Annotated in this window: 18 protein-coding genes and 1 pseudogene; 12 read left to right on the plus strand and 7 right to left on the minus strand. The window is 65.6% G+C overall.

Translation table 11 applies throughout. From position 1 onward, the window contains the following. The first annotated feature begins 197 nt into the window (after positions 1–197). The 6 genes from GO999_RS20765 to GO999_RS20790 all read left to right on the plus strand — a co-directional run bounded on the left by GO999_RS20765 (position 198) and on the right by GO999_RS20790 (position 14,597). A complete protein-coding gene (locus GO999_RS20765; protein ID WP_211906810.1) occupies positions 198–10,040 on the plus strand; it encodes a hemagglutinin repeat-containing protein in 9,843 nt (3,280 codons plus the stop codon). Continuing rightward, positions 10,037–10,336, plus strand: a complete 300-nt coding sequence (locus GO999_RS20770; protein ID WP_071895811.1) for a MafI2 family immunity protein — start codon at positions 10,037–10,039, stop codon at positions 10,334–10,336. Before GO999_RS20765 ends, GO999_RS20770 begins: the two co-directional genes overlap by 4 nt. 230 nt (positions 10,337–10,566) lie before the next feature. Then, positions 10,567–11,046, plus strand: coding sequence for an immunity 42 family protein (locus GO999_RS20775; protein ID WP_118872774.1), 480 nt, complete (start codon positions 10,567–10,569; stop codon positions 11,044–11,046). A 50-nt stretch (positions 11,047–11,096) separates the two neighbouring features. After that, positions 11,097–11,741, plus strand: a complete 645-nt coding sequence (locus GO999_RS20780) for a hypothetical protein (RefSeq protein WP_127592247.1) — start codon at positions 11,097–11,099, stop codon at positions 11,739–11,741. A 221-nt stretch (positions 11,742–11,962) separates the two neighbouring features. Continuing rightward, the gene (locus tag GO999_RS20785; protein WP_165591824.1) at positions 11,963–12,853 is read left to right on the plus strand and encodes a hypothetical protein; all 891 of its coding nucleotides are present in this window, start codon (positions 11,963–11,965) and stop codon (positions 12,851–12,853) included. Between the two features lie 49 nt (positions 12,854–12,902). Then, a complete protein-coding gene (locus tag GO999_RS20790; RefSeq protein WP_211906811.1) occupies positions 12,903–14,597 on the plus strand; it encodes a ShlB/FhaC/HecB family hemolysin secretion/activation protein in 1,695 nt (564 codons plus the stop codon). A gap of 330 nt (positions 14,598–14,927) precedes the next feature. Here GO999_RS20790 and GO999_RS20795 read toward each other — a convergent pair whose 3' ends face one another. After that, the gene (locus GO999_RS20795) at positions 14,928–15,230 is read right to left on the minus strand and encodes a branched-chain amino acid transport AzlD family protein (RefSeq protein ID WP_011004625.1); all 303 of its coding nucleotides are present in this window, start codon (positions 15,228–15,230) and stop codon (positions 14,928–14,930) included. Further along, positions 15,227–15,979, minus strand: a complete 753-nt coding sequence (locus GO999_RS20800) for an AzlC family ABC transporter permease (RefSeq protein ID WP_071013924.1) — start codon at positions 15,977–15,979, stop codon at positions 15,227–15,229. Before GO999_RS20800 ends, GO999_RS20795 begins: the two co-directional genes overlap by 4 nt. A 118-nt stretch (positions 15,980–16,097) precedes the next feature. Here GO999_RS20800 and GO999_RS20805 point away from each other — a divergent pair, with 118 nt between their 5' ends. Together GO999_RS20805 and GO999_RS20810 are read left to right on the plus strand one after the other, a co-directional pair. Next, the gene (locus GO999_RS20805) at positions 16,098–16,556 is read left to right on the plus strand and encodes an Lrp/AsnC family transcriptional regulator (protein ID WP_016725410.1); all 459 of its coding nucleotides are present in this window, start codon (positions 16,098–16,100) and stop codon (positions 16,554–16,556) included. 177 nt (positions 16,557–16,733) lie between these two features. Next, a pseudogene (locus tag GO999_RS20810) lies at positions 16,734–16,967 on the plus strand (IS3 family transposase); the annotation flags it as partial. A 52-nt stretch (positions 16,968–17,019) separates the two neighbouring features. Here the strand turns inward: GO999_RS20810 and GO999_RS20815 are convergent. Beyond that, the gene (locus tag GO999_RS20815; RefSeq protein WP_028854580.1) at positions 17,020–17,493 is read right to left on the minus strand and encodes a cupin domain-containing protein; all 474 of its coding nucleotides are present in this window, start codon (positions 17,491–17,493) and stop codon (positions 17,020–17,022) included. Between the two features lie 262 nt (positions 17,494–17,755). Between GO999_RS20815 and GO999_RS20820 the strand changes: the two genes are divergently transcribed. Continuing rightward, positions 17,756–19,135, plus strand: a complete 1,380-nt coding sequence (locus GO999_RS20820) for an FAD-containing oxidoreductase (protein ID WP_019719956.1) — start codon at positions 17,756–17,758, stop codon at positions 19,133–19,135. A gap of 82 nt (positions 19,136–19,217) precedes the next feature. Here the strand turns inward: GO999_RS20820 and GO999_RS20825 are convergent, their stop codons facing one another. Continuing rightward, positions 19,218–19,559 (minus strand): zinc ribbon domain-containing protein YjdM, encoded by a 342-nt coding sequence (locus tag GO999_RS20825; protein WP_019719955.1) that lies wholly within the window; start codon positions 19,557–19,559, stop codon positions 19,218–19,220. A 96-nt stretch (positions 19,560–19,655) separates the two neighbouring features. Continuing rightward, entirely contained in the window at positions 19,656–20,213 is a 558-nt protein-coding gene (locus GO999_RS20830; protein WP_016724601.1) for a hypothetical protein, read from the minus strand. Between the two features lie 307 nt (positions 20,214–20,520). On the opposite strand from GO999_RS20830, the gene GO999_RS20835 reads away from it, so the two are divergent. Then, positions 20,521–21,525 carry a sulfonate ABC transporter substrate-binding protein gene (locus tag GO999_RS20835; protein WP_011004633.1) on the plus strand — a complete coding sequence of 335 codons (1,005 nt, stop codon included), beginning with the start codon at positions 20,521–20,523 and terminating at the stop codon, positions 21,523–21,525. A 23-nt stretch (positions 21,526–21,548) separates the two neighbouring features. Here the strand turns inward: GO999_RS20835 and GO999_RS20840 are convergent, their stop codons facing one another. After that, positions 21,549–24,419, minus strand: coding sequence for a hypothetical protein (locus GO999_RS20840; protein WP_249215077.1), 2,871 nt, complete (start codon positions 24,417–24,419; stop codon positions 21,549–21,551). A gap of 75 nt (positions 24,420–24,494) precedes the next feature. Here GO999_RS20840 and GO999_RS20845 point away from each other — a divergent pair, with 75 nt between their 5' ends. Both GO999_RS20845 and GO999_RS20850 read left to right on the plus strand, forming a co-directional pair. Then, positions 24,495–25,046, plus strand: coding sequence for a YggT family protein (locus tag GO999_RS20845; protein WP_016723494.1), 552 nt, complete (start codon positions 24,495–24,497; stop codon positions 25,044–25,046). 121 nt (positions 25,047–25,167) lie between these two features. Continuing rightward, entirely contained in the window at positions 25,168–25,350 is a 183-nt protein-coding gene (locus GO999_RS20850; RefSeq protein ID WP_014631939.1) for a glycine zipper 2TM domain-containing protein, read from the plus strand. A gap of 9 nt (positions 25,351–25,359) precedes the next feature. On the opposite strand, the gene GO999_RS20855 is transcribed toward GO999_RS20850, so the two are convergent. After that, complete coding sequence (locus GO999_RS20855) at positions 25,360–25,596, minus strand: helix-turn-helix domain-containing protein (protein WP_211906812.1); 237 nt, start codon at positions 25,594–25,596, stop codon at positions 25,360–25,362. Positions 25,597–25,937: the final 341 nt, after the last annotated feature.

The following is a 25,937-nucleotide window of genomic DNA, read 5'->3' on the forward strand; positions in this document are numbered from 1 at the left end:
TGTTTTGCTTGAGCTGAACGGCATTGCCCGCCGGGCTGGCCGGAATGATCAGGGTTCTGCAACAACTAGGTCGCTCAATGTTGATGTGATCAGTGGTTTGCTCAAAAATGTTCAAAAAGTGAATTTCAAGTAACTTATATGAGGTAGTCGCCGCTTAGAATCCCGGCCTTGGTAAAAATTGCAAAGCCTGGGTTGTCATGAACGCGAAGTGCTATCGAACCGTCTTCAACGCTGCACGGGGCATGCTGGTGGCCGTGGAGGAGTCGGCCAGGAGCACGGGCAAGGGGCGCGGCGCGGGCAGCCGGGCGAGCCGTCGGCGCGCCTCCGTGCTGATGCTGACGGCGGCGGGCGCACTGGCGTCGCCGGGGCTGCATGGGCAGTCGCTGACGGTGGACCGTGGCGCCCCTGGCCCGCACCCTGTGGTGGGCGTGGCGGCGAATGGCACGCCGGTCGTGAACATCAATGCGCCCTCCGCCGCTGGTGTGAGTGCGAATTCGTTCACGCACTACAACGTCGGTAGCGCTGGCGTCGTACTCAACAACAGCGGCCAGAATTCGCAGACCCAGATCGCCGGCTGGGTCCAGGGCAATCCGTTCCTGGGCAACAACAGCGCGCGCGTGATCCTGAACCAGGTCACCAGCGGCAATCCGTCCACGCTGGCGGGGCCGACCGAGATCGCCGGCAACCGGGCGAACCTCATCGTGGCCAATCCCGCGGGGATCATCTGTTCGGGTTGTTCATTCATCCAGGCCCCCCGGGTGACGCTGACCACCGGCACGCCCAACTTCGATGCGCTGGGCAACCTCTCCAGCCTGTCCGTCCAGCAGGGCCAGATCACCGTCAACGGCGCGGGGCTCGATGCGCGCGGCGCGCAGCTCGACCTGCTGTCGCGCGCCATGGCCATCAATGGCGCGGTATGGGCCGAGCGGCTCAACGCGGTGGCCGGCGCCAACAGCGTCGACTATGGCAGCGTCGCGCCCACGGCCATCGCGGGCACGGGGCCAGCGCCGCAGGTCGCTATCGATGTCGGGCAACTGGGCAGCATGTTCGGCGGCGGCGCGACCCGTCTGATCGGGACCGAACGCGGCCTCGGCGTCAACATCGGCGGCAATCTGGCCGCGCTGACCGGGCGGCTGGACCTGTCGGCCAACGGCGACGTCACCATCACGCCCACCGGCCGCGTGCAGAGTGCCGCCGATCTGGCGATTGCCGCGCCGAACGTCACCAACCAGGGCGCGATCAGCACGCCGGGCAACGTGTCCATCTCCGGTAGCACGGCCAATACGGGCAGCGTGGTTGCCGGCGGCAACGTGGCGATCGCTGGGCCGCAGATCACGAACACCGGCACCATCGGCGCGGGCGTCGATGCAAACGGTGGCGTGACCCAGGCCGGAAGCGTCGCGCTCAATGCAGCGGGCACCGTGCGCAATGGCGGCAGCTTGCTGGCGGGCCAGGATATCGGCGTGAGCGCCGGCAGCATCGATACCGGCAACGGCAGCGTCAACGCGCGTGGCGCGGTCACGCTGTCGGCGGCGGGCGATGTGTCGAGCCGGGGCGCGGCCGTTTCGGCCAACAGCGTGGCGATCCAGGCCGGCGGCACGCTCGACAACGCGGCCGGCAGCCTGTGGTCGACCACGGGCATGCAGGTGGGTGCGCAGCGCGTGGTCAACCAGGGCGGGTTGCTGGGGGCGGTCGGCGATGTGGCGGTCACGGCCGGTTCGGTGGACAACGGCGCGGGCACCATCGGCTCGCAGACGGGCCATCTGAACGTCAACAGCACGGGCGCCATCGCCAACGCCGGCGGCAAGCTGATCGCCGCGCAGGATGTGTCGCTCACCGGCACGGGTCTGGGCAACCAGGGCGGCACGGTATCGGCGCGCAATCTGTCGATCAACACGGGGACCGGCGGGATCGATAACACCGGCGGTACGGTGTCTGCCGCCGGTACGGCTGCCATCGGCGCCGGCGCGCTGGTCAACCGGGGCGGCACGCTGGCCGCCGTTGGTGACGTGGCGCTCAAGGTCGGCCGCCTGGATAACACCTCGGGTGCGCTCGGCTCGCAGACGGCCAGCCTGAAGCTGGACAGCACTGGCGATGTCGTCAATGCGGGCGGCAAGCTGGTCGCCGCGCAGGATGCTTCGATCGCGGCCGCCAGCCTGAACAGCCAGGGCGGGATGGTGTCGGCGCGCAACCTGCTGCTGGATGCGCGCGGCGGCACGATCGACAACACCAAGGGCACGGTGTCCGCGGCAGGCACGGCGACGGTCGATGCGGGCAGCCTGATCAACCAAGGCGGCACGCTGGCTGCGGTGGGGGATGTGCGAGCCAACGTCGGCCGTCTGGACAACACCGGCGGCGCGCTTGGCTCGCAAACGGCCAGCCTGAACGTGGCCAGCACCGGCGCCATCGACAACGCGGGCGGCAAACTGGTCGCCGCGCAGGATGCCACCCTCAGCGCAGCGAGCCTGGGCAACCAGGCCGGCACGATCTCGGCGCGCAATCTGTCGCTGAACACCGGAACCGGCGCCATCGACAATACCAAGGGCACGGTATCCGCAGCCGGCACGGCGACGGTCGATGCGGGCAGTCTGATCAACCGAGGCGGCACGCTGGCCGCGGTGGAGGATGTGCAAGCCAACGTCGGCCGGCTGGACAACACCGGCGGCGCGCTCGGCTCGCAGTCGGCCAGCCTGAACGTGACCAGCACCGGCGCCATCGACAACGCCGGCGGCAAGCTGGTGGCCGCGCAGGATGCCAACTTCAGGGCCGCGAGCCTGGGCAACCAGGCCGGCACGATCTCGGCGCGCAACCTGTCGCTGAACACGGGGACCGGTACCGTCGACAACGCGGGCGGCACGGTGTCCGCCGCCGGGACGGCTGTAATCGGTGCCGACACGCTGGTCAACCGGGGCGGCTCGCTGGCCGCGATGGGTGACGTGACGCTCAAGGTCAGCAGCCTGGACAACACTTCGGGCGTGCTCGGCTCGCAGACGGCCGGCCTGCATCTGGACAGCACGGGCGATGTCATCAATGCGGGTGGCAAGCTGATCGCCGCGCAGGACGCAACCTTCAATGCCGCCAGCCTCAACAACCAAGGCGGCGCTGTCTCGGCACGCGGTCTGAGTATCCACACCGGCTCGGGCACGCTCGACAACACCCGCGGCGCCGTTTCCGCATCGGGCGCGGCGACGATCCAGGCCGGCAATCTGGTCAACCAGGGCGGCACGGTCGCCGCTGCCGGCAACCTCAACGCCACCGTCGCCAGCCTGGACAACACGGCCGGCGGCGTGCTCGGCTCCAGTGGCGGCAACCTGACGGTCACCAGCGCCGGCGCGGTCGCCAACGCAAGCGGCAAGCTGCTCGCCGCGCAGGACATTGCGCTGTCGGCCGCGAGCCTGGGCAACCAGTCCGGCACCGTGGCCGGGCGCAACGTCACGATCAACACCGGCACCGGCGCGCTGGACAACACCGGTGGCGCCATCGCGGCTGCGGCGGCGCTCGATGCAACCGCCGGCGCCGTCACGAACGCCAACGGCGTGCTGCAGGCCGGTACCACGCTCACCGCGCACAGCCAATCCCTGACGAACACGAGCGGCGCGCTGATCGGCAACGCCGTGTCGGTCAACACCGGCACGCTCGCCAACCGGCAGGGCACGATTTCATCGGCCACCACGCTGGACGTACAAGGCCAGTCGCTGAACAACGCGCAGGGCAAGCTCGTCTCCAATGGCACCCTGACGATCCACGACGACACCGTCACCAATGCCGGCGGCCAGATCGCCTCCAACGCGGATGTCACGCTAAGCGGCACGACGCTCGACAACAGCGCCGGCCTGATGCACGCGGGCGGCACGCTGTCGGTCAACGGTGCGACCGTCGTCAACAAGAACACCAACACGGCCGGCACCGGCATGGAAGGCGCCAACGTGGCGCTGACCGCCACCACGTCCTTCGACAACACCGCCGGCGCGGTCCGCTCGGACCAGAGCACGCAGATCACCGCGCCGGCCATCGACAACACGCAGGGTGCGATCCAGTCGGCCGGCACGGTCGGCGCCAAGGCGGCAGGGGCGCTGACCAACACCCGGGGCAACCTCAACGGCACCCGCAGCGTGGCGGTCGCGGCCGGCCGCATGAGCGGCGACGGCACGGTGCAATCGCAAGGCAGCGTGTCGCTCGATCTGCAATCGGACTTCGTCAACACCGGCACGGTCGCCGCCGGCCAGGACGTCTCGGTCACGACGACCGGCAACGTGACCAACTCGGGCACGCTGTCCGCCGGGCGCAATCTGGCGGTCTCGGCCAACAACATCGCGAACACGCAGAGCGGGCAGCTGATCGGCGCGGTGTCCAACACCCTGACCGCGCGGGGCACGCTGTCCAACGATGGCCTCATCGATGGCGGTGCCACCGTGGTGCGCGCGAACACGGTGGTCAACACCGGCCGCCTGTATGGCGACACGGTGGCGATCCAGGCGAATACGCTCACCAACACCGTGAACGCCAGCGGCGTGGCCGGCGTCATCGCCAGCCGTGGTGACATGGACCTGGGCGTGCAGACGCTCAACAACCAGGAGCACGCGCTCATCTACACGGCGGGCAATCTGCGCGTCGGCGGGGCGCTGGATGCCGGCAACCACGCCGCCGGCTCGGCGCAAACGGTCACCAACGGCTCGGCCACCATCAATGCCGATGCCAACCTCACCATCGCCGCCGCGCAGATCAACAACGAGAACAATCACTTCTCTGTGATCAACCAGACGTCGGCGGGCAGCCATATCACGTTCTACCGGCTCGACGGCTCGCTGCAGAACATCGATCCGTCCACGGTCTGGCTCTTCCACCAGAACACCGGCGAGTGGCACACCGGCGCCGACTGGCCATGGCTCGGCGACGACGATTACAAGGTCATGGTGATGCCCTCGGCGCAATACCCGTTCGAGCGTTACGGCCCGCCGTTCGATTACAGCAAGGAGGCATCGAAGGTGGCCATGATCGGCGCACCGCTCAGTTTCCCGATCGGCGCCGCCTACAGCCCGGGTGGTGTCTGCTCCGGCGACAACTGCACGGTGAGCGAGTATCCGGAGCACTTCGTCTACTCCGCGAGCGACCGCATCTGGGATGTGTTCGGCATTGCGCGGCCGCAGGAGATCGGACCGCAGCCTATCCAGGAGAACTACATCGGCCGGGCTGCGCAGTACGCGATCGATTATGCCGCGTGGGAGCAGCGGCATGATGCTGCCCTTCCGCAATACCAGCAGCTGAACAACGCCATTGCCGCCTTCAACCGGGACTTCAGCCACCGGCAGGTCGACCACTTCACCATCTACGACGGCACCCAGCAGGTCACCCGCACCGTCGTGACCCAGAGCGACCCCGGCACCATCACCTCCGGCGGCAGCATGACGCTGAACGCCGGTGTGGTGAACAACGTCGCCAGCCAGATCGTGGCGGGCGGCGACCTGACCGGCAACAACGTTATCGGCACGCGCCCGAACAACGTCGGCATGCAGGGCACGCAGACCGTCACCACCACGGGTCAGGCGATCTACACGCACGTCGATGACCGCGATCGCGTCAACGATGCGCAGCCGTGGCAGGGCCAGACCGAGCAGACCCAATTCCAGCTGGACGTCAGCGCCACCAGCGGCACCGGCCCGAACAGCCAGCACGCCGTCAAATCCGTCGCGGTGGCCGCCACGGCCGGTCAAGGCAACGGCGGCGCCACGGCAGTCGCGGATCACATGACGATTGCGGGCGGCACGGCCTCCGTTGCTGTGCCGACGGGCGGCACCGTCCGCGCCGTGACGTCCACCGTGGCCGCGCCGGCCGGCAGCACGGTCAGTGCCGGCACCGCCGCCGTGACCGTTCCGAACAGCGGGGCCGTCATCCGCACCGTGGTGCCCAACCTGACGCTGCCCAACAATGCCCTGTACCGCGTCGTCCGCGACCCAGGCAGCAGCGTGCTGGTCGAAACCGATCCGCGCTTCACCAACTTCCGCCAGTGGACGTCCAGCGACGTGATGCTGTCGCAGTTCCGCAATGACCCGGGCGCCACGCTCAAGCGCATCGGCGACGGCTTCTACGAGCAGCAGTTGATCCAGCAGCAGATCATCCGCGCCACCGGGCAGCGCTTCATCGGCGATTACACCAGCAACGAAGACGAGTACAAGGCGCTGCTTGCCGCCGGTGTCGCCGCCGGCAAGGCCTTCGGGCTGAACGTCGGCACGGCGCTGACCGACGAGCAGATGGCGCGGCTGACCACCGACATCGTGTGGATGGTCAAGCAGACCGTGACGCTGGCCGACGGCAGCCGGCAAGAGGTGCTGGTGCCGCAGGTCTACCTGCGCGCCAAGGACACCGACCTCACCGGCGGCGGCACGCTGATGGCGGGCAACAACGTGTCGTTCCAAGCCAAGGGCGATGTCACCAACAGCGGCACCATCGCCAGCCGCAGGGTGACGGTCGTCACCGGCGACAACATCGTCAATACCGGTACGCTGGCGGGCAAGACGTTGCTGGCGCAGGCTGCGCAGGACATCAACAACCTCGGCGGGCACATCCAGGGCGACCAGGTGCTGCTGAGCGCCGGGCGTGACGTGAACCTGACCAGCACCAGCACGTCCACCGCGAACGCCACCACCCTCGGCACCAATATCAGCCAGGTGGCAAGTGTTGATGCAGGGACACTTGGGATTCAGGCCGGCCGCGATGTCAACCTGACAGCAGCCGCCATCACCACGTCGGGTAGCGCTGGAATTGCGGCGAACCGAGACGTCAATCTAAGCGCGGTACGCCAATCGAGCGAAGAGCATGTCGTTTGGGGTGACAAGAACCGTTCCGACCGTTCGGCCTATGCCGATGTCGGCACACAAATCCAGACTGGAGGCAATCTGGCCATCGGCGCAGGCCAGGACGTGAGCGCCACGGCAGCCTACGCCAATGCAACCGGAAGCATCCAGGTGGCCGCAGGGCGCGACGTGAACCTCAATGCCGGCCAGAGCCACCAGGACGTGCGGGACGAGCACTTCCAGACCGAAAAGGGTTTCCTGTCGTCCAAGACGACACACACCATCGATTCGGTGGGCCAAACGAACGCGGTCGGCACCACATTGTCCGGTGATAAGGTGACTGTGGCGGCTGGGCGTGATCTCAACGTGAGAGGCAGCAACGTCGCAGCCACGCAGGATGTGTCGCTGCAGGCGAAGAACGACGTCAATATTGAATCGACAACATCATCCACAAGCGAAACGCACTATCGCAAAGAAACGCAGAGTGGCTTGATGGGGTCTGGTGGTATCGGTTTCACCATCGGCAACCGGTTGCAAAGCGAGGATGATCGCACGACGCACACCTTGGCAGCGGCATCGACAGTCGGTTCGACTGGAGGCAACGTCAGCATCACAGCAGGCAATCAGTATCGCCAGGTTGGCAGTAACGTCATCGCGACGCAGGGTGATGTAGACATTCTTGCCAAGAAGGTCGACATACAGGAGGCGCGTGAGCAAGGTCGTAGCAGCCGGGAATCGAAGTTCGAACAGTCTGGGTTGACGGTTGCCGTAACCGCGCCGGTGATTGCCGCAATGCAGACGGCCTCGCAAATGGGAAGTGCAGCGAGCGAAACATCAGACACTCGGCTCAAAATGCTGGCAGGAGGTGCCACGGCATTGGCAGGTAAGAACGCAGCAGATGCAATTGCTGCGGACCCGAAATCGGGCGGTGGTGCCAGCATTTCCATCACCGTTGGCGGCAGCAAGAGCGAAAGCAAGCAGACCCAGGATGCGGATACCGCTGCAGGTTCCACAGTCAGAGCTGGTGGCGACGTTCGTATTCGTGCCACTGGCGATGGTCAGAACTCAACGCTAACGGTGCAAGGCAGCGATGTCCAAGCTGGCAAAAATGCGCTGCTCAAGGCCGATGGTGACATCAACCTGCTGGCAGCGAAGAACACTGCGGACATGGAACGCTCCAGCAGCAGTATGAGCGGTGGCGTTGGCGTAGCGGTATCGGTCAGTTCCAACGGTGCGTCGTTCGGCGTGACAGCCAACGCCAGCGCGTCTCGTGGTACGGGCAATGGCCACGATGTGACGTGGACCAATACTCACGTCAATGCGCGCAATCAGCTCACGCTGGAATCCGGCGGCGATACCAACCTCAAGGGCGCGGTGGCTTCCGGCAGGCAGGTTGTGGCGGATGTGGGCGGCAATCTCAACGCAACAAGCCTGCATGATACGAGCACCTTCCACAGCAAGGACCAGTCCATTTCCGGCAGCGTCACGGTGGGCTACGGCTTCTCTGGCAGTGCCAGCGTCAGCCAGCAGAAGATCGACAGCGACTATGCAAGCGTGACCGAGCAATCTGGCATCAAGGCCGGCGACGGCGGGTTCCAGATCAACGTGCGCGGCAACACTGGCCTTAAGGGCGCGGTGATTACGTCCACGGACAAGGCCGTGCAGAACGGCGCCAACAGCCTGACGACGGCGACGCTGACCACAAGCGACATCCAAAACCATGCGGATTACAACGCGAGCAGCATCGGTATTGGTGGTGGCTATAGCAGTGGCGGAAGCGGCGTGGGCAAGAATCAGAAGGGCGAGGCCACCACGGGCGGTGACAAGGTGCCGGGCTCGACCTTGCCTTCGGCTGGCGGATTCAGCGCAACGCCGCCTGTCGTGATGGGCGCTAGCGGCAGTGGCAGCAGTACAACCGTCAGTGGCGTCAGCGGCGGGGCCATCCACATCACCAATGGCGCCAAGCAGCAGGCACTGACTGGCAAGGATGCCGACCAAACGGTGGCAGGTCTGAACCGGAACGCTTCCTCGGAGGTCGATACAACAGGCGCCCTCAAGCCGATCTTCAACGAAAAGGAGATCAGGACAGGTTTCGAAATCACCGGGACCTTTATCAGTCAGGCAGGAACCTTCCTGAACAACCGTGCGCAGGAGTCAACCGCCGCCCAGAAGGCGCTTGATGCTGAGAAGGCCAAACCAGCGGACCAGCAGGACGCGGCCAAGATCGCGCAACTCACGCAGACACTCCAAGACAACGCTACATGGGGGATGGGCGGCACCGGGCGCATGCTGCTCACCGCGCTGACGGCTGGAGCTGGCGCGAACGTCACCGGCGGGATGGGTCAACTCGCGCAAAATGCTACGGTGGCGTATCTACAGGCGCTCGGCGCCAATCAAGTCAAGCAGATCGCAGACGGTTTGGGCAGTGAGGATGCGCGTGCGGCCCTGCACGCGATTGTTGGGTGCGCTGGTGCGGCTGCTGGTAGCCAGAGCTGCGGTGCAGGCGCGATGGGTGCGGCGACCAGTTCCGTGATCGGCAGCTTGCTCAGCCCGACGGACGGCATGACGCCGGACCAGCGGCAGGCGCGAGAGAATCTGGTCACGAGCCTGGTGGCGAGCATTGCCGGGGCAACGGGCGTGAACGCGGCCACGGCGACGAGCGCCGGCCAGATCGAGGTGGAGAACAATCAGGTGTGGGGGCCGGCACCGCGCCCGTCGCCACCGCCGCCCTCGCCTGGTCAACCGCGAAAGCCTTTCGAAACTCCGGGCTTCAAGGGGGAAACGGCAAAGAAGGGGGACGGCGTTATTTCCGATCCGGTGCAACAACTGGACCCGACGGTGAACGTCCACGCCAACCCGATTAACGAGCAAACGGGACCCAAGATCCTTGTGTCTCCGATTGATATCGTCAAGAGTGCGATCGAGCATATCATCGCGACCGTGAACGGAAACGCGCCAGAAGTGGATGCGGGGAAACAAGGAAAGCACCAGCCTGGTCACAACAACTTTATCCAAGGTCGTAGTGAGTTGACATACCCTGATCCGCAGTCACTCGTAGATGAACATGCCGGCAAGGGGCAGCCGGCGAATAATGTTCCTGTCGGTCAGGCCGGCTCTCGTGAGCGAGTTGATTTTGGGAAAATCATCGGAAAATATGTGGATCCCGTTACAGGGGAAAGCATTCCCACCACCAAGGGCATCATTCATTACGGAAAGGATGGTGTTCATATCGTTCCGTCTAGACCATGATAGATAAAGAAATTCGTATTCGACTCCTGCTTTCTGCACAAAACTCTCTTCTTGGAAACGTCGGAAGGGCCGTTCGCTGCGTTTGTTGTGATATTTGCGAGGAAGGGATTCTTCTGAAATTCATATTTGATGGTGAAGTCAAAGATGATGACGCGGATGCTGCGGAAGAGGCCGGAACCCTGATGGCGTCACATTTTGATGATGCGGACGTTAAGGTTCAGTGCGTGCGTGTTGATGCACCGAGTCCATTTTCCCGGGAGGTTGCTGGATACGTTGTGTTTCAGAGGAAGGAATAGTCGGTCTGGTTTTCTGGATAGTCGGCAATCTTGCGATTTTGGCTTGGCGAATAAAAAAGATTCAATGAAATTCAGCTCAGCCACTCCCAGTGGATTTTCGTGATTTTTGATGTGAAAATTCAGTTTTATCAGGACGCGCTTTTGGAAAGCAGGATCTTCTTGCTTGATCGTAAAGCGCTTCCGGAAGGACTGACAAAAGTTAAACATGATCTTGGATTTAGGGGGAAGTAATGCTAGTCGGAAATCCAGACAGTTTTGCAATTTGGTGCGATTCTGTGGAGTCCTGGTCCAATGCGACCTTTAAGAACGGTTGTTTCGGTTTTTTTATTGGCGGTAGGTTGATTTGGTCCTTGAGGTCGACCCTTGGGGTTGATTTTTCCATGCTAGAAAATCGCCACTGCATGAAGAGTAGCTTGGAGAATGCTGCCCTATTTGATCTGCCTGCTTTAGATGCGTACGAAGAGCTTCGCATGCGAGCTTTCCCGGAGATGGACTCAGATGCAGAGGATAGTGATTTTGATAATCTAGTGTCCCCAGAAAGTCTCTTGGATGATGGTTACGAAGTATTTTTGGTTGAATCTGGAAAGGATGCAAAGCTGATTTGTGGATCAAACAAAGGAAATAGCTCTGATGTTTTTGAATTCGTGTTGAAGTGTGGGGAGTTCCAGATGGTTGTAAGGGAGGCTGCAGCGAGGTGGAAAGCGAGTTGAACAAATCCGGCAGCGCCGCCATGACATGAGCAGTGATGGTGGAAACCACAATGACTATCGATGTAAAAATTCAGTTTTCTCAGGACACGCTTTCGGAAAACAGGATCTTCTTGCTTGATCGTAAAGCGTTTCCGGAAGGACTGACGTTAGCGGCGGCGGAGTGGGAGGCAGAGAGGCGAGCTTCCACGGATTCACTCGGTGCTGTACTGGAGCTAGTTAGAGAAAGAATCTCCGAAGTCTTGAGTTCCTATGATCTTTGGTTGTTGCTTGGAGATACTGCTTGGCAAGACGACAGCAGAATCGTTCGCTATCGAAAACTGTTTGGCTCCCTCAAATATCAGGGCGTGGATTTTGGAGAGGGTGCGGAGACTCTTGAGTCCGTGGTGGAGAAAGGCGGAAAAATAAAATTCTTTGGCGCTGTGAAGATTACTGATGCAAACGTGGGCGCTGCACCTAAGACAATGCAAGTCGGCTCGTGCACCTACCTTGTTGCAAAAGATCGAAGCGGTGATTGGCAGTTCCCGCTTTCAACCGGGTGGTCTGGGAAATGGAACCAAGACTCCGCTCTGATTTGCGATGTCGTTGACAACGGAGGCATCTTGTTGCGGCGGTTTGGGTTTTTCGACGATCAAGAAGTCGGGCTGCAGGCGTTAGGTTCCCCCGAGATCCTCAAGAAGATTGCATCTGCGGGGTAATGTCGGTGAGTCTCGACTCTATGGGTGAAACACTTGCGCTCGCTTCCGGAAATCGAAAAGCCTCAATGCCGATGACACACAACGATACCAATACGTGGCAGTCGTAATCACAATACATAACGAATCAATGAATAAGAAGCGGACGAGTCCGTTCCTCTGGATCGCTCGCCGAAATGTCCCGCACCTTGAGCCAACATTCATTGACGAGTCGCATTACCACAATGACCACATTTTTCTTGCGTGCTAAGCGTGCAATTGTTGCCGTTGCGCTGAGCTTTGCAGTCGTGCCGGCTCTTGCAGTCGAAAATTTCCTCCTCGCTGCTCATGAACAGCGCTTGGCAGAGGCTCAATCTAACGTTTCGGTAGCCAAGACTGATTCTGATAGAGCGTACGCTTTACGGCAGCAAGCGGCAGAACTGGACTCGCTTGGAAAATCGACTGAAGCGCTGGCCGTTATCGATCAAGCGCTGAAGTTGGTTGAACCCGCCCGAAACAAGGACTTCATCGCGACCAAGGCTGGCATCCTGTTCAGCATGAACGACCCGCAAGGTGCTTTGGTGCTGTTGACTCCAAACTTGGAGGACACTCGCAAGTTTGCGCAGAGCCAAGTCGGGTCAGGGCGGACCAGTGCACTAAGCACCTTCACCGAAGGTTTCATAACGGCCACCTTTGCTCATATCCAACTGGAGCAGTGGCGCGATGCCATCGCCACGCTGGCTGATGCTGAGGCGATGTTGGAAGGGCCGAGCTTCTATGCCTACCGTAGTCTTGTCTACCGCTACATCATGGGGCGCGCCAGGGACGCTTCGCTAGCCAACGCTCGATTGGAAAAATCTACGGCGTACTACACCCAGAACGACAAGAGTCATTACGGTGCCTTGCTGCGCTTGTGGCAGGGTGAAGATACGAGCAAGGAAGTGGCTGCGTTGATCTGGCGGATGTCAGGTCAGGAGCAGCAGGAAGCGTGTGGCGAAGCGCTGTTCTACACCGCTGCTTACGTGAAGTTCGTCAAAGGCGACGCCGCGAGCGCCCGCTTCATGCTGGACCACCTCAACCGTGTCGCACCCTACGGAAGCATCGAGTGGATCTATGGTAAGCGCGTTCTTCAGTAACGGGTTTTGCCGCAAACCTACCGTCTAGACGTTCGACCACTCGCCTTCCATGTCGCATCATCGTTCGCGCCTAGTTGCTCTCCTGTTCGGGGCAACTTTCACAACTGCACTCGCGCAAGTCGCGCCTGCACCCATCACGGGCCCTGGCCCGGAAGTTCAACGTTTGCAGGAGCAACAGGCCGAGCAAGCCCGCGACCGCGCCAACGCCCGCCCGGACGTCTTCACGCCGCCTGCGCCAACTCAGGCGATCTCACTGTCTGCGTTGCCCAAGGAAACACCGTGCTTCCCCATCCAGGGCATCGTGCTGGAAGACAACGTCTTCAACTGGCTGCCCTACCTGCTCCAGCCCGTGAACGGCCAGTGCGTGGGCAAGCAGGGCCTGGAGGCCATCGAGCTTCAGGTCAACAACGCGCTCATCGAGCACGGCTATGTCACCTCGCGCGTGCTGATCCCGCAGCAGAACCTGGCAGCCGGCACGCTCGTGCTCAAGGTGTTGCCGGGCCGCATCGGCACCATCCGCAATGCGTCGGACGACAACATCGGCTGGGCGCGCATGGCGCTGCTGGCCGGGCCGGGCGATCTGCTCAACCAGCGCGATCTGGACCAGGCGCTGGAAACCGTCCGCCGCCTGCCGGGCCAATCGGAGGCGAGTTTCGACATCGTGCCCGGTGCGCATGTCGGCGAGTCGGACATCGTGCTCAAGCCCGGCACCGAGAAGCGCTGGCACGCCACACTGTCGGCGGACAACACCGGCATGAAGAACACCGGCAAGTACCAGATGAGCGGCTCGCTGGTCATCGATTCGCCGCTGCACCTGTATGACCAGCTGGCGATTTCCGCGTCGTCCAATACGGACCGTGGCGCGGCGACGCAGGGCACGCGTTCGTACAGCATCAACTGGAGTGTGCCGGTCGGCTATGCGACGGTGTTCGTGGGGGCCAACCGGTCGCGCTACCGCCAGACGGTGGCCGGGTTCGAAGATCCGATCGTCTACAGCGGCCAAAGCTCGGAGGTGAACCTGGGGATCAGCGGGGTGCTGCATCGCGATGCCACGTCCCGTACCGGCGCGCAGTTCAAGGTCTTCCGCAAGATCAACCGCAACTACCTGGACGACACGGAGATCGAGGTGCAGCGCCGCGATGTGGTGGGCTATGAGGCGTCGATGTCGCACCGGCACTACCTCGGCCCCGTGGCGCTCGATGGCGGGATCGCGTGGCGCGAAACGCTGCCGGATCACTCCAACGTGCCGGGCGTGGTGCAAGGCGATCCGACCTATGGCGGCCGCTCGCAGATCGAAACCGCGAATGCGAGCCTGTACTGGCCCTTCAAGGTCGCCAGCCAAGTCTTCGAGTTCAGCAGCAACTGGGCCATCCAGCATGCCCGCACGCGTGTGCTGCCGAGCGACTACTTCACGATCGGCAACCGCTACACCGTGCGGGGCTTCGACGGCCAGCTGACGCTGGCGGCCGAGGACGGCTGGTACTGGCGCAACGAGCTGGCGTGGCGTGTGGCCGGACAGGCCATCTACGGCGGCATCGATGTGGGTAAGGTGCACGGCCCGAGCGCCGAATCCTTGCTCGGCGAGCAGTTGGTCGGTGCCGTGATCGGTGTGCGCGGGCGGGTGCCGTCGGGGCGCTATGCGACGGTCAACTACGATCTGTCGTTCGGCTGGCCGTTGTCGAAGCCGGCGGGCTTCCGCACCGAGCGGCCGGCGGTGATGGCGCAGGTGGGTGTCGAGTTCTGAGCTTGGGAGACGTCAGCCAACCGTACCAGGAGCACGCGCTCATCTGCACAGCGGGCAACCACGCCACCGGCTCGGCCGCGTCAACGCCGATGCCAACCTCACCGCCACCGCGCAGATCGACAACCGGAACAATCACTTCGCCACGGTCGGCCAGACCTCGGCGGACGTGCACGTGACGGCGTACCGGCTCGCAAGCACGGCATCAGCGCAGCAGCACGATGGGATGGCCTCTTATTGAGCGTTCGAACAGATGCCAGCGGCGGGCAACGATGCGCCCTTGCGGGTGTTGCCCCCGTTGGTCCCGACAGGTGATCGGGTCAACCGCCTCCGTCATGCGCTGAACACATGCCGAAGCAATCCGGTGGAAACAATGCCGATCAGAACCGTGGGCAGGATGGACAGCCGACAGGCCGCCGCGACGGTGATGGCCAGCGCGATCAGATCGGCGGGACGCTCGGACACGAACGCCGGCGCGATGACCGAGATCAGCACGCAGCCGGGCACGCTCTCCAGCACATAGCGCATGCGTGGGCTCAACACCCGGTTGCGCAGCGCCAGGTAGCCCAGGATGCGCGTCAGGTACGTGCCTGAGGCCATCAGCGCGATGGTGGCGAGTGTGGCGGCGTTGATCATGCCCGAGCCTCCTTCGGCACGGTGAGTGCGGCGCATGCCAGGCCGGCCAGCGCTCCCGCCGCGACATACCAGGCGCCGTCGGGCATCAGCCGGTAGGTGAGCGCCGCCGCCGCCAGGCTGGCGAGCCAGGGTCGGCTGGCCCACAGCCCGCGCCACATGCCGCGCAGCAGTACCAGAAAGACCGCCGTGAAAGCCATGTCGAAACCATAGCGCTCCACATCGCCGATGACCGGCCCCAGGGCCGCGCCGATGGCCGTGAACACCACCCAGGTCAGGTACAGCCCCGCCGATACGCCAAGGTAATAGCCCAGGCTGATGCGGCTGGTCGCACGGCGCTGCGCATCGGCCAGCGCCAGCGCCCAGCTCTCGTCGCACATGAAGAACAGCGCCGCCAGCGCACGGCGCCGGGGCACGTGCCGCAGGTAAGGCGCCAGCGCCGCGCCCATCAACAGGTGGCGGCTGTTCACCAGCAGCGACATCGCCGCGATCAACAGCAGATGCGGCGGCGACGTCCACAGCCGGATGGCGGTGAACTCTGAGCCACCCCCGAAGTTCAGTCCCGTCATCAAGGGCACTTCCATCACGCTCAGGCCCTTCTGCGTTGCCTGCGCACCCAGCACCAGCGCGAAGGGGATGAAGCCCAGCAGCACGGGCAGCGAGGCCCGCAGGCCGCGACGGGCTTCCTGTGCCGCTGAGCGCGGTGCATGGTCGCCGGCACACGCAGCGGCCTGATTGATGAAGGCTGACATCCGGAGGCTTCTCCCTGAAAGACGATCAGCATTCTGCGCCGATACCGGCAAAATCGGGTTGCGTAGTTGCTCAACAAGCGCTAAAACTAGGCATCCAAAACGTAGGAATCGTAGATTCATGGAATTTGATGCTATTGATCGTCGAATTCTGAGCGCGCTGCAGCGCGACGGGCGCCTGCAAAACATCGAACTGGCCAAGGAGGTCGGGCTGTCGCCTTCACCCTGCCTGCGGCGGGTGCGCCTGCTGGAAGAGGCCGGCGTGATCGAGCGCTATGTCGCCGTGCTCAATCCGGCCAAGGTCGGCAAGGGGCTATCGGTGTTTGCGCGCATCTGGCTCAAGGGACAGGACGCGGCCACGGTGGATGCCTTCACGGCGGCCATCCAGCAGTTGCCGGAGGTGGTGGAGTGCCACCTGATGGCGGGCGACTGTGATTTCCTGCTGCGCGTGGTCGCGGCCGATCTGGAGGACTATCGGCAGTTCCAGATCCGGCACCTGACCCGGATTCCCGGCGTGCAAAGCGTGAAGACCGAGGTGCCGATGCAGAAGATCAAGCTGACTTCGGCCTTGCCTGTCTGAGCCCGTTGCCTGTTCATCGGCACCCGATCAGGTAGCGCAAGCACGGAGCCATCCACGCACGCATTCCATCCGGCCGATTCGCCAGGACAGGACGCCGCGTCGCCCCGAACCGCCTCGACGCGATCATGGGCACCCTACAGCCGCTTGCCTTCGGATGCCGCCGTCTGCCCGGGCAGGATTCGGCCCGGAATCCTCTTTGCGCTGCGGCTGGTGAAGGCCGGGCACAGCATGGCGGCGGCGGACGCTGCGCCGGGTGTTGCGGACCAGACGCTATTCAACTGGGTCAAAGCCGCCCGGGAGGATCGGCTGGCCGGCATGGATACGCAGCCCGCGAGCCCGGAACCGATGGCGTTGGCCCGTTTGCGGGCGGAAGCGGCGCGCCTGAAGATGGCGCACGACGTGCAAAGAAAAAGGCCCAACATCCGTTGAGCCTTTCAGCAACCAGGGCGACGCCGCCGATCGTTCAGTCCGCGTGCTTGTAGTTCGGGTCGAGCCGCGTATTGGGGCCGGACCAGCCGAGCACGTAGATGATGGCCCCTTCCGGCCCCGTCATGAAGCTGTGGTCGTAGTACGCCGGCTCGTAGTACTGCATGCCGGCGGTCAGGACGTGCTCCTCGGCGGCGCCCTTCGGGCCGTCGTAGGTCGTGGAGATCCATTTGCCGCCCTGGACCATGACCACGCGGTCGATCGGGTGGTTATGGCGCTTGCCAGCATAGTTGGGCGGGAACTTCAGCATCTGCACGAACGGCTTGCCGGGCGTCTTTGCATCGCCGCAGACCATGTGTTCGTACGCCTTCATGTTCTCGTTCCATTCCCATTTGACTTCGCTCGCTTCAAAGAACGGCTTCTGGGTTCCCACGCAGTCCGGCGCGGCGTAGGCAGCCGAAGCAAACAGGCCCGACAGGCAGGCGGACAGGACGATGAGTTTGTGTTTCATGGCAACACCCGGTTTCATGGAGGGTCGAAAAATCCTGCGATTCTAGCGGAGGGGGAAGCCGCCGCACGGCGCGAAGCGAAACGATGCAAGGAATCGGGAAGCCATGCCGGATCGGCGCCGGACGCCGGAAACGCGCCTTCGCACACCCGTTGACACGCCGGGGGACTACCATAGCTTGGACTGCGGGCCGCGCGCATGGCGGCCGCGGCCCTCGGCTTGCGCACGCCACGCGCACGCTGCCGCCACCGCGAAGGAGAGCGCCATGACGCAACGCTTCGACGCCATCATCATCGGCACCGGGCAATCCGGCCCACCGCTGGCCGCGCGGCTGTCCGGCGCGGGCATGAAGGTGGCCATCATCGAGCGCGGGCGGTTCGGCGGCACCTGCGTGAACACCGGCTGCATTCCCACCAAGACGCTGATCGCCAGCGCCTACGCGGCGCGCCTGGCCCAACGGGCCGGCGAGTACGGCGTGGTGATCGACGGGCCGATCACGGTCGACATGAAGCGCGTCAAAGCGCGCAAGGACGCGATTTCGGGGCACTCCAGCCAGGGCGTGGAACAGTGGCTCCGCGGCCTGGAGCACGGCACGGTCTACCAGGGGCATGCCCGCTTCGAAAGCGCGCACGCCGTGCGGGTCGGCGACGCGCGGCTGGAAGCCGAGCGGATCTTCATCAACGTGGGCGGACGCGCGCTGGTCCCGCCCATGCCGGGCCTGGACCAGGTGCCCTATCTCACCAACGCGAGCATGATGGACGTGGACTTCCTGCCGGCGCACCTGATCGTCGTGGGCGGCAGCTACGTGGGGCTCGAGTTCGGGCAGATGTACCGGCGCTTCGGCGCCCGCGTGACGATCGTGGAAAAGGGCCCGCGCCTGATCCAGCGCGAAGACGAAGACGTATCGCAGGCGGTGCGGGAGATCCTGGAGAACGAAGGGATCGACGTCCAGCTCGGCGCCGACTGCCTGAGCGCGCGGCGCGACGCGGATAACGTGATCGTCGGGCTGGACTGCGCCACCGGCGCCCGCGAGGTCGCGGGCTCGCATCTGCTGCTCGCCGTCGGGCGCGTGCCGAATACCGACGATCTCGGGCTGGACCGGGCCGGGGTCGAGACCGACGCGCGCGGCTACATCCGGGTGGACGAGCAGCTGCGCACCACTGTCCCCGGCATCTGGGCACTGGGCGACTGCAACGGCCGCGGCGCATTCACCCACACGTCATACAACGACTACGAGATCATCGCGGCCAACCTGCTCGACCACGACGCGCGCAAGGTGTCGGACCGCATCCCGGCCTACGCCATGTTCATCGACCCGCCGCTCGGCCGCGCCGGCATGACGCAGGCCGAAGCGGTGCAATCGGGGCGCCGGCTGCTGGTCGGCACGCGCCCGATGACGCGCGTGGGCCGCGCCGTGGAGAAAGGCGAGAGCCAGGGCTTCATGAAGGTGATCGTCGACGCGGATTCCGGCGCGATCCTGGGCGCGTCGATCCTGGGCGTCACGGGCGATGAAGTCATCCATGCGCTGCTCGACACGATGTACGCGAACGCCCCGTACACCACGATCAGTCGCGCGATGCACATCCACCCGACGGTGTCGGAACTGCTGCCGACGCTGCTGCAGGCGTTGCGCCCGCTGGGGTAGCGACGGGCTTGCGGCCGAAGGCCCGCGTCGGCATTGTTCACGCCGGCCGGCATGTCGAACCGCGCGGCATGCCGCGCCCTGATCACACCTTCTTGACGAATTCCGATTTCAGGCTCATGGCGCCCAAGCCATCGATCTTGCAATCGATATCGTGGTCGCTGTCCACCAGCCGGATATTCTTGACCTTGGTGCCCATCTTGATCACGCCGGCGGAACCCTTGAGCTTCAGGTCCTTGATGACGGTGACGGTATCCCCGTCCTGCAGGACGTTGCCGGCCGAATCGCGATACACCCGCTCTGCCGTTTCGGCCGGCGCGGCGGCTTGCGTCGACCATTCATGCGCGCATTCCGGGCAGATGTAGAGACCGCCATCTTCGTACGTGAACTCGGAATGGCATTTCGGGCAAGGTGGCAACGTGCTCATGTGGGGACTCCTCTCAATCTCAATACTTGGCGAGCGCGACGAAAGCGCGGAAGTATAGCGCCGCCCGGCCGCTACGCCCGGCGCGGCGCGCGCGGCTCACCGCGTCGTGTCGCCGCCGCCATTGCCGGCCTTCGCGCCGGGCGCGGGTGCCGTGGCGCGATAGCGCGCATAGGGCACGCCACGCTCGGGGTGCGCGGTGGTCTCGTCGATCACGCGCTCGACATCCGGCACGGCGCGCAGCGCGTCGATGAACGGCCCCACCGCGAAACCCGGCGCCACGCAGCCCTGCACCAGCATCCAGCGCTGCCACACCGTCACCCACAAGGTACTCTGCCGCCAGGCGGGCATGTTGGCCGACAGCCATTGCAGCCGGCGGCGCGCGCTGTCGGCGATCTCCTCGTCGTAGGCGAAGGCATTGGGCAGGCGGCATCGCCCCTCCACCCAGCAGTGGTTGCCGTGCTCGATGCGGTGGTGCGACTCGCGCTTCCACTCGGCCTCGCTCACGCGCGGGCCGGCGGGTTCGGGACAGCCGGGAATGGCCGCAGAGATCTGGAAGAAGGGATCGTGGCCGCGGTTCTGCAGGTCGTCTTCGGCGTGCGCCGCGGGCACGGACAGCATCAGCGCGAGCAGGATGTGGCGGCGGTGGGGTGTCATCATTGTCTCCCGGACCCTCGCTTCAGGGTTTCAGGATAGATGCCCGATGCGTCTCGCGATAGCCCGGCCGGGCCGGCCACGGCCTGCGGCGCGCGCCGCTGCCGGCCCGTCCACCCCAACTCAGGCGGCGGCCACGAGGTCCCGGAGGTCATGCAGGCTGCGGCCGATCAGCTGGAATGCCTCGTGGCCGTCGCGTCCGGCGGCGTCTATCCACATGCGATCTTGTTCGTTCCTCCGGGCGCCGCCGCTCCGTAGCATCGACGGTATCCAGCCAACGTCATGCGCGGCACCTGCCGCAGGAGGACCCATGCCAGCCCCATCGCCCCACGCCACCGCCACCCCGCCCACCCGCCGCCGGCGCTGGCTCGCCGCACTGCTCGGCGCGGGCCTGGCCCTGTGCGGCGGGATGGCGGCGGCGGCCGATCCGGCCGGCACGGTGCGCATCGGCTTCCAGAAAGCGGGCCTGCTGGCCGTGCTGAAAGCACAGGGCGCACTGGACACGCCCCTCGCCGAGCTCGGCTACCGGATCGAATGGAAGGAATTCCCCGCCGGCCCGCAGCTGCTGGAGGCGCTCAACGCCGGCAGCATCGACTTCGGCTACACCGGTGCGCCGCCCGCCGTGTTCGCGCAGGCGGCCGGCGCGCGGTTCGTCTACGTGGGCGCCGAGCCGGGCGCGAGCGCCAACGAAGCGCTGTTCGTGCGCGACGGCTCGCCCGCGCGCGGCGTGGCGGACCTCAAGGGCAAGCGCATCGCGCTACAGAAGGGATCGAGTTCCAACTACCTGCTGGTGCAGTTGCTCAAGCGCGCCGGCCTGACGGTGCAGGACATCCAGCCGATCTACCTGCCGCCCGCCGAGGCGCGCGCCGCCTTCGAGAGCGGCGCGGTCGACGCCTGGGTGGTCTGGGACCCGTACTACGCGCTCGCGCAGACCGCGCTGAAGGTGCGCACGCTCGCCGACTACACCGGGCTGCCGTCGCCGTTCAACTTCTATGAGGCGACACCGGGCTTCGTGCAGGCGCATCCGCGCGCGGTCAACGCCATCCTCGCGCAGCTGCGCACCACCGGCCTGTGGGTCAACCGGCATCCGCGCGAAACCGCGGCCCTGCTGTCGCCCAAGCTGGGCATCGCGCCACCGGTGGTGGAAACCTGGCTGCGGCGCGTGCCTTACGGCGTCACGCCGATCACGCCCGAGGTGATTGCCGCCCAGCAGCAGGTGGCCGACCTGTTCCACCAGCAGAAGCTGATTCCCCGGCCGGTGAGCGTGCAGGGCGCGGTGTGGCGGGCGAGCTTTCCCGTGGCCGCGGCCGACTGAGCGTCCGGACGACGAGGCGCCGGTCAAGCGTACGGGCCGGGGCCGGGATGATGCGCGTGCAGGGCTTCGATCATGGCGACCGCCGTACCGTACCGGTTCCAGGCATCGCCCCGCGCCTCGCTCGGGCCCGGCTGGCTTGAGAGCCGGAATTCCAGCGCTCGGCCGGCCTCGGCAGCCAGCCGTTCCATGTGCGGGGGGTCCACGGTCGCGCGCGGTCCGGACGCCAGGCGCAAGCCGAGCTCCGCGTCCAGCTCCGTCTGCAGTTGCCCCGCCCAGGTCCGCGCCACGTCGGGCGGCAACCCAGCCGCGATGCGCGCGAACGCGCCTGCCTGGCCCGCAGCCTGCGCGGCCAGCCGTTCCATGACGAACGAGAACACCAGCGCGCGCGTGGGCGGGTCCACCGATGCCACCGCGTTTGTCAGCCCCGCCAGCACCCGTGCCTCATCGGCCAGGTTCAGGCTGCGCAGATGCTGCGCGGCAAGGGATGGCAGCGACGGCAGCTCGCCGCGCCGGAAGAACGCCGCCAGCGTGGATTCCAACTGCTCGCGCGGCACCGCGCCGAGGCATTGCCTGCCGATCGCTTCCATGAGAAGCGCCACGTTGTCCCGAAACGGGCTGGAAACCGCAGTCGCAGTCCACGCCAATGTCGCGGCCAGCGAAGCGACCACGGTCGTCCTTCGCTCGACGGGCGCGATGGACAGCGCATGGCGGATCGCGTCATACAGCAGGCCGGGCGATCCCACCAGGGTGTGCGCGATGGTGTCGGCAAAGGCCGTGCGCAATGGATCCTCGATGCCACGCAGCATGGCCCGGTGCTCATCGACCGTCACGGCGGCCAGCTGACCCAGGGCGAGCGGCAGCAGGCCGGGGACCCTGGTGACCGCAAATGCAAGTGCATCGGCACGCTGGACGGCCGGCAAGCGGGGCAGCAGGTGATGCCAGGCCTGCATCAGCCGTGGAGAGATGTCGTGCCACGCGGCGGCCTCGCGCGCGTCCAGATGCCACGCGGGCGGCTGAATGGCCCGCTCCAGCAGCTTGCGCAGCGGCCGGGCGATGCGCTCACCGGGCAGCGCCTCGAGCGCGCGCTCGACGATCGACAGCAGTTGCGGCCGGCTGCTCGCGGGCACGGGCAGCCTCGCCGCATCGGTCAGCAGGGATTCCAGCGCCGCGCCGGGAAAGCGACCGAGCCGGCCCGGCGCCAGCTGGTTGTCGAGCAGCTTCATCGCCTCCTCGCGCATGACGTGCTCGCCCATGTTGGCCAGCTGGCTGAAAACGGCCTGCATCAGCGCGTATTGCCCGGCGACATCCAGGTGCGACAACCGGTTCTCGGAAGGCGGGGTGCCGGGAGGGCGCCGCAGGATCCCGTTGAACAGGCGGAGCTGATCGCCGATCGCGGGGAGTTCCGGGAGCATCGCCATCAGCCTTGCGCCCCCGTCGGCGCGCGCATTGCCCTGGAGATGCGGCAGCAGGATGCTGAAGAGATCGAGCATCACCTGTTGCGTCGCCGGGGCCGGCATCGAGCGCCGGGCCATGTTGACGACCGACTGCATGAGAAGCTCCGCGGCGTCGGACGGCATCGGGCCGATCCGGCGAGCCGCGTCGAGCATCATGGGCAGGGTGCTCGCGAGCCCGTTCGTGTGCAGCCGCGCCAGCGTGCGTTCGTGCTCGGCCCACATGGCGAGATCGGTGAAGTCATCCAGCCGGTCCCACTCCATCGCTTCGGCGTTGTCGAGATGCTCGGCCAGCTCGGCCAGGGCATCCGCACGCTCGCCCGGCGGCAGGCTGTAGAAGCGCTGCTCGCCAAGCGCCTCCCGCGTCCAGCGCAGGGCGTCGGCCTGCGAGCCGGCATAGGCGCACGCCCCAATCAGCCGGCGCAGCGCCTCGGCCTGCGCTGCCGGCCCCGCGCGATCGAACGTCTGGAACAGCGTGACCCTGGCCTGCCTCACCGCGCGGCGCATCCTTCCGATCAACTGGACGTCCGGCAAGGCCGCGGCCCGCGTTCCCGCCAGCAGCAGCCAGCCGGCCCGGTCCAGGCGTGCATCGGCGCTGAGCGGCGCGCCGTGCGAATCGGTCTCCGCCAGCGCCAGCGCGAGCGCCTCTTCGTCGCGGTTCAGATACGCGCCGCCCATCTGCGGCGGCAGCAGGCGCGCATGCTCGTAGCGCGCCTCGGGCGAACGCGCCAGGGTCGCGTCGAGCCGATGCTGGTCTTGCGCGGGCAGATGCCGGGCAATTTCGGCGCCAAGCTCGCTTTGCAGCAAGCGCACGACCGGCTGCTTCGCCTCCAGCTTCTGCACGAGAAACGCGCGCTGATTGGTCTCGATCTGCCGGTTGATGTCGGCTTGCTCGGCATCGGTGGCGGAGTGCCTGGCCAGCGCCGGACGCCGGGGCGCCCCGTCCCGAAAGGACATGGCAAACTTGACCGAGCGCCGCGGCATCTTGCGCGGCGGCTCGCTGGAACTGCCGGCGCCGTCGTCGCCTGCGGGCCGCTTGACGCCCGCGCGGCGGGTCTGGCTCAGTTCCGCGAGCGAGGCCAACGGGCTGCCGGCCGCGTGCGCGCGGCTGGCGGAGGGCTCGGTAGCCGGCTGCGTGCCGGCGGCCTCCTGCACCGCGGACGGCGAAGAAACGGACGCGCCCGGCGAAGCGGGTGGATTGACTTTCATGGCCTGGATGGACCGGCTCACTCGGCGAAGATGGCAGGCATCATGCTCGGCGCCGCCGGGCCAGGGTCGTCCGGAAACGAAAATCTGCGGGCCCGCGCGAACCGCCTCCGCCGATCGGCGATCGTCGATCCCATGCGGCGGCGCAGCATTGGCGGCACCGCACACGGGGTGCCCCGACCCTGCACATTCCATACGTTTTGCCTTACCGCCCCCCGCCGCCTCGACGGCGCCCATGCGACAATACGCGGCCCGCGCGGCCATCGTCCGCGCAAGGGGCTCCGCACCACCGACCATAGGAGAACCGGACGCATGTTCGGCGACATCACGCGCTTTCTGCTCGACACCCTCTTCACCCTGTTCGGCGCCGCGCTGCTGCTGCGCGCGTGGACGCAGGCGGTGCGGCTGTCGCCGCGCAATCCGCTGTCGCAGTCCATCTTCCAGCTGACGGGCTGGCTGGTGCACCCGCTGCGGCGGATCATCCCGGCCACGGGCTACATCGACTGGTCATCGCTGGTGGCGGCCTACCTGACGGCGCTGGCCTACCTGGTGCTGCTGGTGGCAGCACTCGGAGCGAGCCCGCTGGGCCTGCTGCCGTTCGGTTTCCTGGCGGCGCTGTTCACGGTGCTGAAGTGGGGGTTCAACGTGCTGGTGTGGATCACCATCGTCTCGGCGATCCTGTCGTGGGTGGCGCCGCATGCGCCCATGGCCGCCGTGCTCAATACGCTGATCGACCCGCTGCTGCGCCCCATCCGCCGCGTGCTGCCGCCGATGGGCGGCCTGGACCTGTCGCCGCTGGTGCTGCTGGTGGTGGCGCAGGTGGTGGTGATCGCGCTGTCGCACGCCTATCCGCTGTTCATGTAAGCGAGCGGGCCCTTCCGCTCCCGGCGGTGCCCCGGCGCGGGCAGCGGCATGCCGCTTGCTCGACGGTAGGCACCCGCCGCGTGCGCGCCTGCCGCGCCGCAGCGATCCTCGGGAGCCCATCATGAAGCACTGGAAAACGATCCTGGCCGCCATCGCAGCCGCGCTGCTGCCGATGCTGACGGCCTGCACGCTCGGCGGCGCCGTGGCCGGCGGCGTGATCGGCCATGAAGTGACGCATAGCCCGGCCGGCACCATCGGCGGTGCGGTGGCCGGTGGCATCATCGGTCACGAGCTCGGCCAGTGATGCCCGGCATCACGTCTGCGCGAACAGCGCGCGATATGCGCTAGGCGAGGTGTGATACGCGCGGCTGACATGCCGCCGCAGCGACACCGCGCTGCCCAAGCCCGCGTGCTGCGCGATCACGTCGATCGGCGGACGCGTGGTCTCCAGCATGCCCTGCGCATGGGCCAGCCCCTGCCCGAGCAGCCATTGCCCGACGGTCGTGCCGGTCCATTCCTTGAAACGCCGCGTGAGGTTGCGCCGGCTCATCGCAGCGCGCGGCCGCACCGGAGGGGCGCGGCGCGCGTGATGGGCGTGGCCCGCTGCCAGGCTTCGGGCATGGCCGCTTGATTTCGCATCACCGGCTTGGCAACGGTCGGATGGCCCCTATATTGCAGCCCCGTTTCATCATCCTACAGGCCGCCCGCCGCCCGTCACTTCGCTGCACGATGCCTTCGATCCCAAGCCGTTCCGGCGCAACCGCGCGCCCCCTCTCCGCACCGGATGAACCCGCAGCCCGCGATGGCGCCGATGCCGCGCGCGCCCGCCCGCCACAACCGGCCCGGCCGGCGGCACGAACCGCGTCGCGGGCGATCGAGGCCTTGCGGCCA

It is taken from the genome of Ralstonia nicotianae, from assembly GCF_018243235.1.
GTDB lineage: Bacteria > Pseudomonadota > Gammaproteobacteria > Burkholderiales > Burkholderiaceae > Ralstonia > Ralstonia nicotianae.